The 17,980-nt window shown below is 47.4% G+C and carries 14 protein-coding genes and 1 riboswitch; all 14 genes read right to left on the reverse strand.

All coding sequences use genetic code 11. The features are described from left to right. Positions 1–6: 6 nt before the first annotated feature. A complete protein-coding gene (locus tag JQM66_RS01305; protein ID WP_235228011.1) occupies positions 7–522 on the reverse strand; it encodes a DUF4316 domain-containing protein in 516 nt (171 codons plus the stop codon). Continuing rightward, the gene (locus JQM66_RS01310; protein ID WP_235228012.1) at positions 515–733 is read right to left on the reverse strand and encodes a transposon-transfer assisting family protein; all 219 of its coding nucleotides are present in this window, start codon (positions 731–733) and stop codon (positions 515–517) included. The genes JQM66_RS01305 and JQM66_RS01310 overlap by 8 nt, the downstream gene beginning before the upstream one ends. Continuing rightward, entirely contained in the window at positions 730–2,196 is a 1,467-nt protein-coding gene (locus JQM66_RS12745; protein WP_235228013.1) for an ArdC-like ssDNA-binding domain-containing protein, read from the reverse strand. The genes JQM66_RS01310 and JQM66_RS12745 overlap by 4 nt, the downstream gene beginning before the upstream one ends. Then, a complete protein-coding gene (locus tag JQM66_RS01320) occupies positions 2,193–3,098 on the reverse strand; it encodes an LPD16 domain-containing protein (RefSeq protein ID WP_235228014.1) in 906 nt (301 codons plus the stop codon). Before JQM66_RS01320 ends, JQM66_RS12745 begins: the two co-directional genes overlap by 4 nt. After that, the gene (locus tag JQM66_RS01325) at positions 3,095–5,212 is read right to left on the reverse strand and encodes a DNA topoisomerase 3 (protein WP_235228015.1); all 2,118 of its coding nucleotides are present in this window, start codon (positions 5,210–5,212) and stop codon (positions 3,095–3,097) included. The genes JQM66_RS01320 and JQM66_RS01325 overlap by 4 nt, the downstream gene beginning before the upstream one ends. Before the next feature lie 68 nt (positions 5,213–5,280). Beyond that, positions 5,281–6,804, reverse strand: coding sequence for an ADP-ribosylglycohydrolase family protein (locus JQM66_RS01330; RefSeq protein ID WP_235228016.1), 1,524 nt, complete (start codon positions 6,802–6,804; stop codon positions 5,281–5,283). Next, complete coding sequence (locus JQM66_RS01335; RefSeq protein WP_235228017.1) at positions 6,801–9,806, reverse strand: helicase HerA domain-containing protein; 3,006 nt, start codon at positions 9,804–9,806, stop codon at positions 6,801–6,803. The genes JQM66_RS01330 and JQM66_RS01335 overlap by 4 nt, the downstream gene beginning before the upstream one ends. Positions 9,807–9,808: 2 nt before the next feature. Continuing rightward, complete coding sequence (locus JQM66_RS01340; RefSeq protein ID WP_235228018.1) at positions 9,809–11,431, reverse strand: hypothetical protein; 1,623 nt, start codon at positions 11,429–11,431, stop codon at positions 9,809–9,811. Positions 11,432–11,470: 39 nt separating this feature from the next. After that, positions 11,471–11,713, reverse strand: coding sequence for a helix-turn-helix domain-containing protein (locus JQM66_RS01345; protein WP_235228019.1), 243 nt, complete (start codon positions 11,711–11,713; stop codon positions 11,471–11,473). A gap of 63 nt (positions 11,714–11,776) precedes the next feature. Beyond that, positions 11,777–11,852: riboswitch (cyclic di-GMP riboswitch) on the reverse strand. A 134-nt stretch (positions 11,853–11,986) separates the two neighbouring features. Next, complete coding sequence (locus JQM66_RS01350) at positions 11,987–13,117, reverse strand: CD1107 family mobile element protein (protein ID WP_235228020.1); 1,131 nt, start codon at positions 13,115–13,117, stop codon at positions 11,987–11,989. After that, entirely contained in the window at positions 13,107–13,373 is a 267-nt protein-coding gene (locus JQM66_RS01355; protein ID WP_235228021.1) for a DUF4315 family protein, read from the reverse strand. The genes JQM66_RS01350 and JQM66_RS01355 overlap by 11 nt, the downstream gene beginning before the upstream one ends. A 13-nt stretch (positions 13,374–13,386) precedes the next feature. Next, entirely contained in the window at positions 13,387–15,165 is a 1,779-nt protein-coding gene (locus tag JQM66_RS01360) for a C40 family peptidase (RefSeq protein WP_235228022.1), read from the reverse strand. Position 15,166: 1 nt separating this feature from the next. Next, on the reverse strand, positions 15,167–17,554 hold the full coding sequence (locus JQM66_RS01365; RefSeq protein WP_235228023.1) for a VirB4-like conjugal transfer ATPase, CD1110 family: 2,388 nt from the start codon (positions 17,552–17,554) through the stop codon (positions 15,167–15,169). After that, positions 17,535–17,960, reverse strand: a complete 426-nt coding sequence (locus JQM66_RS01370; RefSeq protein ID WP_235228024.1) for a PrgI family protein — start codon at positions 17,958–17,960, stop codon at positions 17,535–17,537. Before JQM66_RS01370 ends, JQM66_RS01365 begins: the two co-directional genes overlap by 20 nt. Positions 17,961–17,980: the final 20 nt, after the last annotated feature.

The raw sequence follows: 17,980 nt of genomic DNA on the forward strand, positions 1-17,980 counted from the left end.
TTATTTTTACTCACGAACCCTTTCCTCCGGACCACAGAAAATAAAAGGACGCTCCGGTCTGTGAGGCGGTTCATGCAGCTGCTGTTCCTTCAGCTTTGCAAGCACAGACTGCTTTGCCTCCTCATCGGCACATTTGCATGCCTGAAGCGTCGGATCCGGTTCCGGAAGGTTATTGATGATGCCGTCAAAGCTGTTATCGTTCTGCTCCACCGCGTCTTCCACAGCGCGAAGGGCAGCTCTTCCGGGATCTCTTTCCGGAAACCGTTCCGGATGAAGAATGATCTCCACGCGGTTCATCACCTGGGGATCATCGAAGACTACACCATTCAGCCACTCCTCGCATTCATGCCAGCCGCCCATGGTAATGACCTGACCGCCTTCGCCAAAGAAGCGGAGATTATCGTTTGTACTTTCAAGGCCGTCATAGGTATAACCGGCTGCTTCCATCGCTGCAATCAGCGGATCCTTATCTGCCGGAGTATCATGCATGGGCTCGGTAAATTCATCATGCCAATCACTCATTTTTCTCATCCTCCTCATACACGGTAAAGTCAATAGCAGCGAAGTCTGCGTCGGTCATGGCCGACATTTTCTTCAGCGTCTTCTCGCAGAGTTCCTTCAGTTCATGGTCCTCGATATTCGGGATACTGGTTTTTATGTCGAAAATCGCCATTCTTCGACAAGTGTGATTCATAGCCTGAATCAGATTCATTTCTTCTACAGTAAACATCATCGCGATTCCTCCTTTTTCTGTTTCTTTTGTTTCTTCCGAGCAGTCTTTGTTTTCGGTTTTGAAGACTTCTCCTTTTCAGATTCTTCTTTCTTTGCCTGCAGATCTGCAAGGGCAGAGGGAGGGGATAGTGCTGTTTCTTTCTGCTCCACAACCTCCCAGAATTTCTGGCACTGCTCTTGTGAAAGGCCAAGGTTTTCCGTCTCCATAAATCCGAAAGTAACTTCTTTTACAGCTTTCGCAGTCTCTGCTTTTTCAACTTGAGATGTCCAGTAGTGAAGCTCAGCCGTCGATGTCAGAACCGGTTCCAACTTTCGGAGCTCACTCTCCGTCATGGCATCCCAGACATCTTTTCCCTCAGAATGAATGGTAAAGCCTTCACCATCATCATGCTGGGATACCGTAAGCTTCAGCGTCATTGGTTCACCAACGATTTCACAGGAAAAGGTGTGCTCTGCCATACGGGAATGCGGCATATACTCTGAATCGATACATTCGATGTTCTTCACGTCATCTGCTGTCAGGTGAGCCCAGGCATATTCCTTCTGCAGTACCGCCAGACGCTCATCAATTTCCGTGATCATCTCCGAAGCAGTCTTACGGATCTTATCCAGGGAGGCCTTCAGCTCCGGAGTATCTTTCCCATGAGACCAGCCTGCTACATAGGCAAAGCTGTAATCTCCGGTATCAATTCCGTAATGCTGACATACGGTGAAGGCCACCGATTCCGCCTCCACCTCCTTGTGATTTCTGGTAAGCTTCGGCTCCAGAGGGTCCACCTTGATTGTGGGGTCAATGGAGTGAAGCTTCTGGTGGGTCATCTCGTGGATTGCTGTTTTCACAGTCTGCACCTGGCTCATGCCTTCCTGAATGGCGATGCGGTTCTCGACGGTGTGGAAATATCCCTTTGCTCCGCCTGTGATCTGCTCAAAATCCATCGGTACAGGACAGGCCTTCTTCAATGCTTCGAAGAACATTTCATACTGCGCTACATCGCCGGTCAGTTCATTTACACCGAGAGTGGGCAAAGGCTTTCCATCAGTCTGACTGACATCGAAAACATTGACCACCTTGAACGCAGGCATCAGGACTTCCTTCGTTTCCTTTACACTGGTCCCATCCGGATTTGTAAGGATCTCACCGGTGACAGGATCGGTTTTCTCAACCTCCATTTTCTTTTTGTAGGGAGTAGGGGCGAGAATGCGAATGCCGTTTTCGCCTTTCTGCACCTGACGCCCGAACTGCTTCTGCCAGGCGGTGTATCCGGCCACCAGCGTGGCATCCGGCTTCTGCATGGCAATCAGGATCGTATTGTTCAGGGAATAATCATGGAACTTAGAAAGCGTTTTCAGATACTGCTTGAATTTGTCGCTTTCAAAAAGTGCCTGTATTCCGGCCTCCAGCTGATCCGTGATCGCCTTTACCTTCTCGAATTGCGAAGGGTAGGTTTTCTGTTCTGTGCTCATAAGCATTCCTCCGACTTCTTCTTTTCAGAAACGAGCTTGAGGCGGGAATCCGTATCAGACGCCCTGACACCATTCGCCATGCGTTTTTCATGGAGCTGCTTCAGTACAGAGTTCAGTTTTTCCTCCGCGACATCAGCTGCTCGATCTTCAACCATGTCATAATCCATTTCGGCAAAGTTTTTATGCTGCCAACCGAGGTCCTGCAAAATCATATCTCTGCATTCCTGAATCGTGATGCTTGCCAGATCAATCTGACCGCCATCTACTTCAGCAAAGCTTTTGTCGTAGATTGAGTAGTCCCAGCCGTCATCCGTGGCGTGGATGGAGAGATACTCCCGGTGGCCAACCTGCCATGCAGCCTGATCCTTCAGCATTTCCGGTTCCGGGCTGGCTTTTCCGTCGCCTCGTTCCAGAATCTCAGCAAACTGACAGATGTGGTAAACCTCGCCGCCGATCCGGGTATGGTAATCGTCGATGTACTCACAGGGCGCAACGAAGCTTCGGTCCGGATAATCGATCTTTACCTTTCCGCCGTCAGGGATACGGAACAATTCATCATAGTTGCTGGTGATAAAGCGGATGCTGTGGTCATGAGGATCCTCCCGGTGCGCCTTTCGATAGGCTCGTCTGGCGTCCTTGATCTGATCCAGGGTGCGAAGAGCAACTCCGGAAACCACTTCCCCCTTGAAGCCAATCTCCTGAATCGCCATCACTCTGGCACAGGCAAGAGGATTTCGAATCGGATTCTCCAGCATATCCTCATAGGTGATCAGACCGGTGTACTGAGCAGCGCCGGTAGTCTTATCAAAGGCTTCATAGGCAAATCCCGTCTCCATTTCCTTCAAGTGAAGATAGGACTCATTGTCTACCAGATACAGTGCTTCCTTTTTATCGGAAATCATTTTTCTCCACCTCCCTTGATGCCGCTGCGGCTATTTTCAAATTCCAGATGGAAGTTGGCCCGTCCGTTCTCTTCCGTGGTGAGAAGCAAAGTGGCGTTGTAGTTCTTTCCGGATTTCTGACTCTTGCAGTCCTTCAGGCGAATGCGGCCATCCAAAAGCAGCTTCTCAACCATTCCGGAGGATAGATGCTTCCCGATACTCTTGAAAAAAGCATTGTCCTTCCAGAGAACAAAGCGACATTCCTTTTTGCTACAGAACCAGCCCTTCTGTTTTTCCAGCACATCCGCCTGACAGCAGGGACAGGCTCCGACTCGTTTGTGATCTGACATAAGTGTTTCTGCTCCTTTCACAGCCTCGTAGTTTTGAACCAGCCCGGAAATCATGTCCGTGATCTCCCGCATGAAGTCCCTGGCCTCATAATCACCACGCTCCATCCGGAGAAGCTTTTGCTCCCAGTCTGCCGTCATAGAAGCAGACTGAATCTGCTCCGGCATGACCGTAATCAGAGAATTGCCCTTATCGGTGGAAACAAGATAGCGTGTTTTCTTGTCGCTTTTGCGCTCCATGAAGCCCTTCTGAACCAGCTTTTCAATCGTGCCTGCGCGAGTGGCAGGGGTACCAAGGCCTTTTCGTTCAGCATCCTCCGGAATATCCTCGGCACCGGCGGTCTCCATGGCAGAGAGGAGGGTATCCTCAGTAAAACGCTTCGGCGCAGTTGTTTTCCCTTCTTTGATTTCTGCCTGGGATAAAGAAATAATGGCATCCGGCGAAAGGGTTGGACCGGTATAGGCTTCCTTTTCCTTATCCTTCACCGGATAGAACCGCTGCCAGATATCTTTCCAGCCCCCAAAGAGGACTGTCTTGATCTTTTTCGAAAACTCTTCGCCGCCGCAGGTCAGGACAATGGTATCCTCCGCATAGCGATGGTCGGGAGCTGCGGCACAAAGCAGCCTGACCGCAATCAGCTGAAGAATTGCCTTCTCACCGGAGGGAAGCGCGGTAAGATTGGCAGCGCACATGGTTTTTGTCGGAATAATGGCGTGGTGATCGCTGACCTTCCGGCTATCACACATCACATCTACAGCGATTTCTGTGTTGTCGTCAGATTTCAATGCAGATGCATCAACACCGATTTTCCCCGCCACCTGAGAAATGAGAGGAGGAAGCATCGGCTTCATGTCATCTGTCAGATATCTGCTGTCGGTACGGGGATAGGTCACAAACTTCTTTTCATAAAGCGCCTGGGTGTAGTCCAGCGTCTGCTGTGCGGTAAAGCCGAGGATACGGTTGGCATCACGCTGCAGGCTGGTCAGGTCATAGAGAAGCGGGGCTCGCTCCGTTTTCTCCTTTCGGTTCAAGGACTTGATCACGGCTTTCATGGTCTCCTTACATTTGGCAAGCAGCTGCTGTGCATCGCCTTTTTCATCAAAACGCCTGCTGGTTGCAATGATACCGTTCAGCCCAAGCTGCACGGTGTAGAAGGGCTTCGGCTGGAAGGCGGCGATCTCGGCATCACGCATGACGACCATTGCCAGAGTCGGTGTCATTACGCGGCCAACGTTCAGGGTCTGGTGATACAGGCATGAAAAAAGCCGGGTGGCGTTCATTCCGACAATCCAGTCGGCACGCTCCCGGCAAAGGGCTGCTTCATACAAAGCATCATATTTGCTTGACGGTTCCAGATGGACAAATCCATCCTTGATGGCCTGATCCTCCATACTGGAGATCCAGAGCCTTTCGAAGGGCTTCCTGCAGCCTGCCTGATGATAGACCAAACGGAAGATGAGTTCTCCTTCACGTCCGGCATCCGTTGCACAGACAAGGCTTTCGACATCATCGCGCTTCATCAGCTTTTTCAGGATGCCGAACTGCTTCTTGGTAGAAGCTGAGACCTGATACTTCCAGGTGGCTGGCAGAATAGGAAGGTCTGTAAGTCGCCATTTGGCATAGGTCTCATCGTAGGCCTCCGGCGGCGAGAGCTCTACCAGGTGCCCAACGCACCAGCTGACGATATAGTCATTGCCTTCCAAATAACCGTCGCATCGTTTGTTTGCACCCAGAACCTTAGCCAGGGACCGGGCAACCGAGGGTTTCTCGGCAAGTACGAGTTTCATTGTGGGTTTCCTCCTTACATAGAATAACCCCTCCGATCCGATGAGGAAGGGAGGGGTATGTAAGAAGATTAAATATTAAATGGCAATTTGACGGTTGAAGCAAACTCCTTAAATGCTCCTTTGACTTCTTCCAGTTTTTCAGGAGCGGACTGCGCAACCGCATCTATCGTCTGGTTAGCAAACTCATTTGCTTTAGTTGCCAGAAACTCTGCCCCTTCTGATCCTAACTCGACTACAGTCTCATAGGCTTCAGTCGCAACAACACAACCGACAACTCCTCCAACAATACCGCCAGCAACTGTACCAACAGGTCCTGCCACTGTTCCTATAGCAGCGCCTATTTGCGCACCTTCAATGCCACCGGCAACCATTGCAGCATTTCCTCCCAAATTATACGCTAATTCTAATCCATCTATTTTTCCTTGCGCATAATCAGAGATATCCTCATATGACTGAACTGCAAAAGATACCGCTGCGGCAGGAAGACAAGAACCGCCTATGCTTTGAATCAGTTGATTTGATGAAGCACGCATAGTTTGAGCAACAGCAGTGCTTACGAATGCAGTTCCATAACCCAATGCGCCTGCAGCTGCAGTATCTTCAACTACATCAACAACCATCTCTGTAGCCGTTATTTCTCCCTCAAAATATGAAGAAACATTATCAACTGTAGATACCACTGCAGTAATACCCGCAGCCAATGCACCGCTCTTAAGCCCTTCAGCATTACTGACTTTTGCAACCTCACTGGTATACATTTTAGCGGCATACGCTTTAGGATGCATCCGTGCATAAACAGCCTCATCTGTTGAGACCGTGCTTTTTTCAGCCATTTGTTCCAACTGATTCAATTTGTCAATTCGCCGTTCTAAAGACTGTACAACATCAGTTTTGCCATCTGCGGAAACTCGTTCCAATTGCTGTTGAAGACTGGCACGTCTATCTTTGATTGCTACTAAAGCGTCATCGTAATAATCTTTAGGACATTCAATTTTGTCGACAGACCCATCAAAGTATTTGTCGAAATCTTTGGACATCATCTTTGATACCCATTCTTTTCCATTGGCACCAACGAATTTGGTTTGAATACGTTCAACAATCTGTCCATTAGCATCCACACGAACTTTATCTACAAACTGGTCATTTCGCTTGAATAATTCCGGAAGGTCATCAGCACGAACTGTTTTAATTCCAGTTCCCTCAGTTTGAGCTATCATATTTTCTTTCCAGGTTGAAACAACCTCAGCTGCATAACCGGATTGCTGTTTGATGTTTTGGACTGCATATTCAGGATTGATCTTCCAACTGCTGATTTCTTCAAGGCCTAGCGTGTGGAAGCCATTTTTCTCTATACCATACAGCAATTGGCGTGTTGACTCCATTATCGTTGGACGTAAAGCAGCTACAGTCGCAGTGTCGTCTATTCCGATTGTTCTAGCAATACTCTCATCCACCGCTGGATCAATACTCTGATAGAAGCCATCCCGGGGTTGCACATTTGTATCAAAACCACGGTGTAAAATCTCAAGATGCGCACGCAAATCCAACTGTTCAACTTGGAGGCCTTTTGTATCTAAACTATCTAGTGTCATTTCATTACCTCCTCAGTGGACGAGAGCAAGAAGCATATTTCTTCAATGTTTTTTGCATTCAACCCTGCAACCTTGGTTCCAACCATCTGTCTGAGTTCTCCGGGAGAAGAAATGTTGCCAAGTGTCGTGTTGCTTATGCCGAGTACTTCTTTTAGCAAATCTTGTAATTCAGCTAATCTTTCCTGTTTCCAAATCAAATGACCACCGAAGACGATGTAGTCATCAATCAGATGTGAGATTTTCTTTCGTGTACCACGTGTAAGATCCAGAACCTTCAGAGATTCTTCTAAAGTGGTTCTATCAATAGGATTTCCGCTTATCCATGGCTGCATCAGCATTCTAACAATCTTATTTCGCGCAGTTTTTGCTGTTCTTATTACTGGCAAAACCCCAGGCTGATATGCTTCTTCGGTGACATTTGCTTTATGGATAAGGGTCAAGACTGGGCTTATCCAATTATTCTGATATACTACTGCAACACCGCTCGGGAGTTTAGCAATTTCCTCAACCTGATCGTTAGTTAAGCCAATAGATCTGCCAACCGCTTCTCTGTCATGTGCCTCAGGAGTACGCAACACGATTTTAGTATTTGTATTCTTGATAGCCGCAATATCAACTGATGAAGGCGACTGATCCACAATAATAAAGCCTTCGCCATAAGTGCGGATTTCGGCAATTGTATTAGTAAGCATCTCGACTGATTTTCCTACCAGCTCAGAAGAAGCATTAGTGGTATTTTTTAATAAATTATGTGCTTCTTCAAGAACCGTAATATGCCGAAGCCCGCTATTGTTACCCTTTTTTTGATCCATTCGGTATTCATTCAAGATATAAACCATAAGACCCATAATTAGAGCCTTGGTTTCCGTTGATTTCACACGACTAATATCGAGAATACAGTTCTGATCAAAGAGTTTCTCATACGAAGTCTGCTCATTGGTAAAGATATATTTGTTGAGACCCACTGTAAGAGATTTTACTCTTGTTAGCAAAGCACCTCTGTAATTTGACTTAATATCAGATGCATACTCTGAATTCCCGATAAGTTCGTCTAATTGTTCTGTGAGCACCTCGAAATCCGGATATTCCAATTCATCCCCTTCAAAAGTAGAGGAGCCCAAATCCCAACCAATAACCTCGTATGATTTTAATATTGCGTCCTTAAAGAATGCCGGCATAGCATCATACATGGGCCAACAAACACTGAATATTTCAACCAAACCATCAACATGCTCCAGTACATGAATGGAGTCCGGAAACATAAACGGATTCAAGTTAATTAGCGGTGCAATGTTAGGATTTGTGGAATAAACATTTACATCCGGCAAGTTTCCAAAAACATCCTTATACTCACCTTTAGCGGGCTCTACCACAAGGAACGGAATTTTGTCTTGCCGTAGTTCCGAAAGCATTTGATATACCGCATTACTTTTACCAGATCCAGTCGAGCCCGTAATAAAAGTATGCATATTGAGGCTTCTGTTATTTAATTCAACAACCTTGTCTGTCGGATGTCCCAAGTCAAATATGCGACCTATTGTCATGCGGTCTTCTGGAGCTGCACTATTAGCAGTGGAAAACAACTGGTAAGAAGTTACTTCCTTTCCAAATTCCGCATGTTCAATTACAGGGAGACCAGGAACTGTTGCCCGCGGAAGGCCCAAATGGAGCCCTAACTCTTTGCCACTAACTGCGGTAGCTGCATTTACACGAATATCTCCACCATAAATAAACTGCGGATGTACAAATCGAGATAAATATGTTGTTAGATCTTCAAAATCCCCAAGGTTTTCAGAATTATTGCTTCGCCATGAATTAATAGCGGATACCTCACGCCCGGAATTCTCACCATTCATTAGTGAGCGATAGTTGCTTGCTGCAATTTCAGCTGCAGACATATCATCAGAAATAAAGTACCCCGCAACATGCCACAGTCCATAACTATCATACTCACTGGTCTTCTTGAGCAAATCATCAACCAGCGACATCATGTCTGTTACCGCTTTGTTCTCGATAGTAGATGATGTTGTTTGTGATGAGCTCGCAGTTATCTGCTCATTAGGGGCAAGTGAGTTAATAAACCCATTTAATTGTCCGGCAACTTGTCCGCCCAACATAGCACCACCTACAGCGCCAATTCCTTGAACGGGAGCCCCTTTTAATGCACCAATTGCCACTCCTGCAATAGATGCAGCAGCTCCACCAATCATAGCAGCCTTCTGTTTACCATTCATTTCTGAAAAGGATTTGCTTTTTGACGAAGAAGATCCCGTAGTGTCCGATATCTGCGTTTTTTGAAGGGGAGACAAGCGCGTATACAAATCCTGATAACTTTTTCGCATCATTTGAATGCTTTGTGGTGACTGGTTATCTGCAATAATCAAACCAGTAAAGGCGCGACCGCTCATAGCGAGAGAAAGCTTCTCTAAGCCCTGCACAAATTGCTCATTTGGAAGATCCTTTTGTGTTTTACTGTTGCCGACAACACTAACTGAAGCAACATTGTTCAATGCCGACAACTTCTTTGAAAGTTCTGCAATGGTTTTCCTATTTTCGTTTTGTACTTTTATACCGGGGAAATGCCCAATGAGAGTCTGTTTCAGTGTATCTCCAAGAGTAACTGTGGAACGCTTGAATGGAGATCCATCCGGCTCATTATTTCTCACGCCAAGGTAAAACTTTGTCTCTTTACCATCCGAATCGATAAGCACAAAAACAGAGGCATTATATGTGGCAAGAGTATTAAATACGGTAGTAAATTTATCTGTAACGGGTTCTCCTTTTTGATAAACCATTTCTGTTATCCTATACAGACGAATATTACTGATAATGTCCTCCTCGAGCGGGATAAGATCTGTAATCGGAGCAATTGGCATCTCAGATAAACGCGCCAAATACTTTTTCCTTACACCCTCATCAATTATCTCTAGTCTGTTTTCTATCGTTATCTGTTGTGGGTCTATGATTTCTACAGAGTCCCTACTTGCCAATGTTGTCTCCATGATTAACCCCTTTCTATGGTATAAAGCTTGTCTCTAAATGTAGCAAGCCAATCATTATCTTGTTGAAGTTTCTTTTCATCATCTGAAAGAGTTGAAGCCACCTGTTCTTTTTCAGCTGCTAATTCTGTTAATAAACCAATTAAATGGTTATGATAGTCTTCCGCCTGAAGAGCATAATATTTATTTAGAGCAGCTGAGTTTTCAGCAATGAATTGCTCTGCCAAATAAAGCAATTTTTCTTCAGCCACGGATCTCCATTGTTCTAAATAACTTGTTGCCACTCGAATTTGTTCTGGTTCAACGTCTGGACTCTTTTTGAACAATCCAAAGAAATCACCTTTCGCTTCTTCGAATGTTATCTGCTTCAAGGCGATGAATTCATCTTTTAACGAGGGAGAAAGAATAGTTGAAGCAGAGGTAAAGTCATTTGCCTCGGGATAGTATGAAGTATCTATTTGTCCTCCTTCATAAACAGAGTGTAAATCACTTTGGATTTCACTTGCGGCTGTTCGAGTAATATCTGTAACTCTATCAATAAAACTCTGAAATGCCCTTGAAAGATAGGTATCATACTCTATAGCTGCATTTTCCGCTTCTACATCACCAACAATTTTCGTTTTTCGATTACGCCATTTTCGAATCTGATCAATTAATTCATCCTTTGCGCTTTCAAACGAATGCGGCGCAACATAATTATCTCGCTGCACAAAGAAATTGTCGGTCTCTTTTAAACGCAAAAGGCTGGCTTCAAGTAAATCTATTTTGGCATGAATCCCTGCATTTATCGCTATGCTTTCTTCATTTTCAGCCTCCAATATAGTACCGATATCTTCTGCAACTGCCTCAAATACAGCAATAACATCTCGAATATATTCGGTTACAGGGTAATTCCTAATATATTTTTTGATTGCCTCATCAAAATAATCCGATACCACCTGTGGAGTACTAACGCCCAAATCCTCAATCATTCTTGTGATTTGATGATGATTCATAGCAGGATTTATCATAAAGAATAATTGCTCTTGCCGAACATCGTTACGTGACAATAGAATGTTTAGATCTTTCCTTCGCTGATCTATATTTTCACTGCTGATATAAAGCAAGATTGGCGTACTTGTCAGGACTGTCGTTGACAATTCCTTTGCGTTAGATATTGTTTCAAACTCAATATGTGAATCTGATTTTTCTGGGGCTGGACCACCGAGCACAATGTATGTGTACGCTCCTTCAAACAGTTCTAAGTTCTCATTCCAGAATGAAGAAAAATTGAATTTGCGATTGGGATTTTCACGAAGCCAATTTACCAGCTCTTCAACTTCTTGACATTTTGTGTCTGCATCTTCAATTTCATTTTTGTGAATGAGACGCACATCGCTTTCCGCAACGCCTGCCAACTTAAATGCAAGTTTTACCTCTTCAAAATCCGGGGATGTTCCTGTAAATAAGAAGTCAAAATCATACCCATTCATTTCGTCGTAGAAGATGCTAGGAACCAAGTGAACCCAATCCTTTAAAGGTTGATGTTCATGTTTCTCAATTTGACTATTTATTCTTGGAGCCTGTCCATTAAATTTTACCGATGTAAGCAGTAGATAAGGATTATGGCTTAATTCTGCACTTATCATAATGATCTCCTTTACCAAAAGTTCTATTAGCTGATAATGTTACGTGGGACTCTCACTATTGTTCCCGGAGAGGCTACATTCTTTTTTCTTTCGCCAATTACGACAAGAACCATTAACAATCCGTTTGTCTCCAGGCTTTTCTGCACTTGCCGGTATCGCCCATTCTCTTCCTAATTTTGCCGCGCCCTCGATACGACCTTCGACGCAATATGTCTGAACTCGTCGAGGTGTTACATTCCATATTTCTGCGGCTTCTTTAATGCTCATATATCCTTCGATCATTCTCTGTCCTCCAAAAAACAAAAAAACATCGCCGATATAGAAATCAGCAATGTCGTCAATCCGAATTGCAGCTGGCTGCCATTTTACAGGCCCTGTAGCTTTGCGTCATATCCTTTCGAATATTTTGCCAAAATCTATATATTTCTATCATATTCCGACAAACGAAGGATGTCAATTTGTTTTCACAAAAGCGCAACGAGGTGCGCGATATTCTGTGCACCTGTTCTCTATGTAAAGGGCGGCTTGTGCCGCCCCGGGACACGCCCTTATTCATTATTCCTGAGAGACCTCAACCTCTTCAGAATCGTCCTCACCCAGATACTCGCTTTCATCTTCGTCATTGTCATCTTCCGGTATCTCGTACTCATCGTCGTCATCCTCGGTATAATCCGCATCCGGATCAGGTCTCTGTTCAGAGGCCTTTTTCTTTTTCGTCTGCATCATGAAGTAACCGCCTCCGCAGGCAATCAGGACGGTGATCACACCAACGATAGGCAGCATGTTCACAGGCTTCTTTTCCGTCACCTGAGGCTCCTGGTTCTCAGACTCTGCATCTTCATCGGGTGCAGGTGGAGTGACCTCTGGTTCCTCTTCCTCGGCATTGGCGGCATCCTGTGCCGTCTGGAACGCCTTTACCTGCTCCTCATCCATGAGTGCAAAGAGATCCGCTTCGTCCACCAAGTTCAGGAGATGTACGTTCTCTTCGCCCTTGTCGTTGCGGTCGATGATCAGATAGAAATAGTTTCCGGATTTAGTCACCATGGTAATAAACTGCTGACCGGCCCCGGTGGAGGGACCGATATCATCAACCAGTGTCAGGTTACCGTCAGGGGTAAGGGGAAGAGAAGTGTCTGTTTGATTCATGCTGCTCATCATGAGATAAAGCAGCATTGCCAGGAACTCTTCATCAATGGTTCCGCTTTCTTCTTCCTTTTTCAGCATGTCCACATAGTCCTTGTACACATAGCCGGTTCTCTCGGGGATCACAACCTGATACCAGTCGCCATCCTCGCTGATCACCTGGACCTTTTCGCCGGGAAGCAAATGGCCGATGATCTCATATTCCATGCCGGAACCGGAGCGAAGATTCAGATAACTTCTGACCTTGTTGTTGACCGTCGCGTCGGTTCCATCCGTTTCCATGTCTTCGGTGGACCATTCCCAGTCCCCGAAGGAGAAGGTGTAATTGCCGTCCTCATCAACGCTCACATCGTAAGGGAGCTTTTCCTCCTCCGTTTCCTCTGTGCCAGCCACATCAGGGGTGGTAGTCGCATTTTCTGAAATTACCTCGGGCTGCTTTTCTGTGCTGTCGCTGTCTGCCGCAGCTGCAAAGCAGGTCGTGGAAAGGGTTCCCATCATCAGGATACCTGCCATGAGTCCTACCATCATTCTCTTAATAATCATTTTCTCTGTCCTCCTCGTTACTGATTTCAGGCACATCGACCTGTTCCGGATAAACACCGACAGCTCCTTTGGCTGCCAGTTCGATGATCTGGGCAAGCTGCTCCGGAGTCAGATTGGCAGCGTGAACCATGGAATGAATCACACTGTTTTCCTCCTCGCGATAGCGGTTCTCCAGATCCTTCACGCGCTGATTCCATTCGGCCTGCTTTATGCGGGCACGCTTCAGGTCAGCGCCGATCTTTTCAAGCTTTGTCAATTGCGTTCCTCCTTTAATCAGGAATTCGTCCATAGCAGTAGAAGTGCTGCTGCCAGTAGGACGTGTTGATAGATGCATAGGAAATCGGGTTTCCGCAGTGGATCATCATGCCGTTGCCGACATAGATACCGACATGACTGGCTCCCGATGTGTTGTAGGTTCCCTGGAAGAAAATCAGGTCACCGGGCTTTGCCTCACTGGGTCGGATAATTGAGCAGTGATTCATCAAACCGCTTGCCGTCAGTCGGCCCACGTTCCAACCATTTCCACAGTGATTGATTACCCATGAAACAAAACCGGAGCAGTCAAAGCTGGTGGAAGGGGAAGAACCTCCCCAGACATAGGGATATCCCAGGTATTTCTCCGCCTCACGGATCATGTTGGCAAATCGCTCATCCGTCAGCGCTTCACCCGGAATGTCGTATTTCAGATACTCACTGCTGGTCGTGACATAAGGATCATCCGCAAAAAGATATTCCTTATTGCCCTTGGTCTGAAGCAGGATAGCATAACGCTCCGCCTGATCCTCATTCATACCGCCGGACTCTGTGATCACATGGCCCAGGTTCTTATTGGTCAGTGTGACATTGAGGATGTAGTACTCATAAGGGACCTCAACCTCATATTCGTATTCCTCTTCCGTTACTTCGCCGGTCTCCGGATCCGTGGAAGTGGTGGCGCCTGTTCTGGTCTCTGTTCGGTATCGGATCTCAATCTCTTCCTCAAGCTTTAGCTCATACTGACGATCAAAGAGGGAACGCAAAGTGGACTGGACCTCACTTCTGGTGTAATCCTCGAATTGAACCGTCAGATAGGCTGCCAGCTGATAGGGGTCATGGCCGATCTCATCCAGATAGTAGTTGTATTCGTCATAGCCGGGATAGGTGGATTCGATGTTATTGACCTTCCGCTGCAGCTCTGCTTCCAGCGCCTTGTAGTCGTTGTTTGCACCGATGATATCTTCATCCTCTGCTGTAAACGTGGTTGCCACAATGGCTCCGGAACCTCCCGGAAGGAAAGCAGAGCAGGAAGACAGCGATGACAAAACGATCATGATCAGAACCGCCAATGCTCCAATGGCCAGAAATACCTGCGGATGCTCGGTCACATACTCAAAGGCCTTGTCCTTGAAGTCAACAAGCCTCTGCCCAAGGGTTTTTACCCCGGCAGCACCTTCCTTGGCTGCCGCACTTGCATTTGCCGCTGTTTCTTCAGCTCGTCTGGCTGCCGCATATTCTTTTTGGATCGCCTTTTTCTGCTGCCAGCGGGATACCGGGTTGGAGAATTCCTCCGGATGCTCCGCCATACGCTGCTGATAGATGGCTTCCACATTGGCGGCATCGGATTTGGTCTGCAGATATTCCGCCTTTTCATAGGACTTCAGCTTCTTACTGTAGACAGCATGATCAATGGCATGTGCACTGACCTCAGCTGCTTCTGCAGAGGTATCGACAGCCTGGACTGCCGTATTATCGTCCTGGTTATTGGCAGAAATCTGTCCGTGAATTGTTCCGGACACGGCTGCAGTCGTGGAATGAACCGCCGATCTGGTGAAACGGTTGCCCCTGCCGGTCAGTTCACCGACAGGGATCTCCTGCTTTTCAAAGGTGAGGTGCGCCTTTCGTCCGGCTGCCTTGTCCGCATCCAGCTTCAGCTTTCTCTTCTTCGGCGTTTTTGCTGCCGCCCGATCCGCTTTGTCCGCCGCCCGTTCGGCTTTGGACGCAGCCTTTTTGACCCTGGGATTTGCAAGCTCATCCTCTGTGAAATGGAGCCTGGTCGCTTTCTTCGCCATATCACACCGCCTTTGCTTCTGCCACCTCGGACAGCTTTGTGGTCATGATACGGTAGAGCTCCAGATCCGTCGGGAAATGATCCACGAAGGGCAGGATGACATTGCCGTAGAACAGGAGACCTTCGCCTTCGCCGGAGTGGGTCACATAGGAAAGCTGATGGGGAGAAATATTCAGCTGCTGCGCCAGAATCTGGCGGTCACCGGCAGCCTGGTTCAGCATATACACGAAGTCTGAGTTTTCGAAGATGTTCTCCACCTCGCGGCTGGAAAGTAGATCCTTTACGTTCTGCGTGATACCGGTGGGAATGCCGCCCCATTTACGGAAGCGCTTCCAGATCTCAACGGAGTAGGAAGCGGTCTGCTCCTCCTTCAGAAGAAGATGGAACTCGTCCATATAGTAGCGGGTCGTCTTACCGGCAGAACGGTTGGCCGTGACGCGGCCCCAGACCTGATCCTGAACAATCAGCATACCCAGCTTTTTCAGCTGCTTCCCCAGTTCCTTAATGTCATAGCAGACGAAACGGTTCCGGATATCGACGTTGGTTCTGTGGTTGAAAAGGTTCAGGGAGCCCTTAACATAGATTTCGAGCGCCGTTGCCACACGATGGGCTTCCTTTTCCTCCTGCTGTAAGAGCGCATTGTAAAGGTCCTCCAGAAGCGGCATGTTTTCCGGTTTAGGATCCTCGAAGTAGTGCTGATAGATCTGGTGCACACAACGGTCAATTACCGTCTTTTCGATGGGCTGCAGACCATCCTTACCCCCAACGATCAGCTCACAGAGGGAAAGAATGAAGTCCGCCTTCAGTGCCAGCGGATTGTCATCCTCGGAGTAGGACTCATTGATATCCATGGGGTTGATATAGTGGGTGCTGGTCGGACTGATCTTGATGACTTGGCCCTCCAGACAGTTGACCAGTGCCGTGTACTCGGCTTCAGGATCGCAGATGATGATATCATCGTCGGTAACCAGGAAGGCATTGGTGATCTCTCGCTTTGCCGAAAAGGATTTACCGGAACCGGGCGTACCGAGGATCAGACCATTCGGATTCTTCAGCTTCTTCCGATCCACCATGATCAGGTTGTTGGAAAGGGCATTCAGGCCGTAATATAAGGCATCATCGCCATTCTGGAACAGTTCCTGTGTGGTAAAAGGAATGAAGATCGCCGTGGAGCTGGTGGTCAGAGCACGCTGGATCTCAATCAGGTTATTGGCAAGAGGGAGACTGCTCATGAGCCCCTGCTCCTGCTGAAAATCCAGTCTTCGAAGGTTGCAGTTGTGCTTCTGAGCAATGGAGGATGCCTGAAACACGTTGTTCTCAAGCTCCTGCTGGGTCTTGCCGGTATTCATGATCAGGAAAGTGATCAGAAACATACGCTCATTCTGGGACTGCAGCTCCTTCAGAAGGGCCTTTGCATCCTTACCGTAGGTGGCCAGGTCGGAAGGGATAATGTCCATGTCATAACCGGAACGGACTGCCTTTTTCTGCTCCTCAATCTTGCTGCGGTCAAGCTCGGTAATGGTGTGCTTGATCTGCTTGATGGCAGTGGTCTGGTCTACCGACTGGATGTGCATGGTGACGATCTCGCTGGACTCCATATCCAGAAAATCCTTCAGAAGCTGGTCGGAAAGATCCGATGCTGTGATCTGCAGATAACTCATGGCTCCGTACAGGCTGCCCATGGTAAAGGTCTTTCCGCCCGGGAAGGAAAAGGATGTGGGAGCAATGAAGTCCTTCACGGATAGTCCGGAGCCTGCCAGCCAGCTCCAGTCGAAGTAAAAACGGTCAGTATCGCCCATGTGAAACATGGCATGCATCAGCTGCAGACGTTCCTTCCCATTGAGCACCCTGGCGGATACGCCGAGGCGCTTGAAGTTATTCATCAGGTTGGTCTGCACATGCTCTAGGCGGGGCTTTGCCTCGCGCATGGACTCGGCTTCAATGCCGAAGGTGATATATTTGGTCTTTGTCAGACCGTTATTGCCCTGAGCCAGCTGCATCTTCAGCATCTGACTGTACTCGCTGCGGACATTGTTGAAGTTGTCATTGCGGTACGGAATGCGAATGTTCTTCTCAAAGACTTCGGCATCCGTCGCCATATTCATGAAAGACAGCTCGAAGTGGATGGAGCTGTCGAAAAAATTCAGGAAGGAGCACCACTCTTCAAAGATCGCGGTCTTGTCCTCCTGCTGAGCCAGCTGATAGTTGATGTCCTGATACTGGATGGTCTTGGTATAATACTTGTCGCTGACGCGGCAGATGCCATCCGGGAACATACGCTGGAACGGGATCGACTGCTGCGCGGTGCGGGGAATGCCGTCATCACGCCTTGCGCGGTCGATGATCTCCTGAACCTGCCTTGCCTGAGCCTTAGTCAGATTCTTCGGCATGTTCAGGTTTCTTTTTTCTGTTTTTCGGAACAGATTTTTCACCGTAAACAATGTGATTTACCTCCATTTCTGCCTGTGCCTGACGGATCAGGACGGCATAATAGTTGTTCGTCTGATAGGGACGGACCTTCGGCCTTACAAACTTGGCCTGAATTAACTGCTTTGCGATCTTTTCCAGCGGCTGGCCGTCCCGTTCATACATTCCGAGAAAGAAGAACGGCAGCATGATGATGATCATACAGATGGATGCCATGCTGGTATTGCCGCCCGCCTTGAGCAAAAAGAAAGACGGAACACCGATAAGTGCACCCGCCCCAAAGCAGAGAAGCTGACGTTTTGTCAGGTTGAATAGGATTTTTGATTTGACCCTCGTAAGATCGCGAGGGACAGGAATATAAGCTGCCACTATTTACTGAACCTCCTTCC

Source organism: Oscillibacter valericigenes, assembly GCF_021531915.1.
GTDB classification, from domain to species: domain Bacteria; phylum Bacillota; class Clostridia; order Oscillospirales; family Oscillospiraceae; genus Oscillibacter; species Oscillibacter valericigenes_A.

What these genes read in the sequence shown, in the direction of transcription:
- JQM66_RS01305 (WP_235228011.1), bottom strand. Translation starts at nt 522, where the DNA reads ATGAGTGATTGGCATGATGAATTTACCGAGCCCATGCATGATACTCCG.
- JQM66_RS01310 (WP_235228012.1), bottom strand. Translation starts at nt 733, where the DNA reads ATGATGTTTACTGTAGAAGAAATGAATCTGATTCAGGCTATGAATCAC.
- JQM66_RS12745 (WP_235228013.1), bottom strand. Translation starts at nt 2,196, where the DNA reads ATGAGCACAGAACAGAAAACCTACCCTTCGCAATTCGAGAAGGTAAAG.
- JQM66_RS01320 (WP_235228014.1), bottom strand. Translation starts at nt 3,098, where the DNA reads ATGATTTCCGATAAAAAGGAAGCACTGTATCTGGTAGACAATGAGTCC.
- JQM66_RS01325 (WP_235228015.1), bottom strand. Translation starts at nt 5,212, where the DNA reads ATGAAACTCGTACTTGCCGAGAAACCCTCGGTTGCCCGGTCCCTGGCT.
- JQM66_RS01330 (WP_235228016.1), bottom strand. Translation starts at nt 6,804, where the DNA reads ATGACACTAGATAGTTTAGATACAAAAGGCCTCCAAGTTGAACAGTTG.
- JQM66_RS01335 (WP_235228017.1), bottom strand. Translation starts at nt 9,806, where the DNA reads ATGGAGACAACATTGGCAAGTAGGGACTCTGTAGAAATCATAGACCCA.
- JQM66_RS01340 (WP_235228018.1), bottom strand. Translation starts at nt 11,431, where the DNA reads ATGATAAGTGCAGAATTAAGCCATAATCCTTATCTACTGCTTACATCG.
- JQM66_RS01345 (WP_235228019.1), bottom strand. Translation starts at nt 11,713, where the DNA reads ATGATCGAAGGATATATGAGCATTAAAGAAGCCGCAGAAATATGGAAT.
- JQM66_RS01350 (WP_235228020.1), bottom strand. Translation starts at nt 13,117, where the DNA reads ATGATTATTAAGAGAATGATGGTAGGACTCATGGCAGGTATCCTGATG.
- JQM66_RS01360 (WP_235228022.1), bottom strand. Translation starts at nt 15,165, where the DNA reads ATGGCGAAGAAAGCGACCAGGCTCCATTTCACAGAGGATGAGCTTGCA.
- JQM66_RS01365 (WP_235228023.1), bottom strand. Translation starts at nt 17,554, where the DNA reads ATGCCGAAGAATCTGACTAAGGCTCAGGCAAGGCAGGTTCAGGAGATC.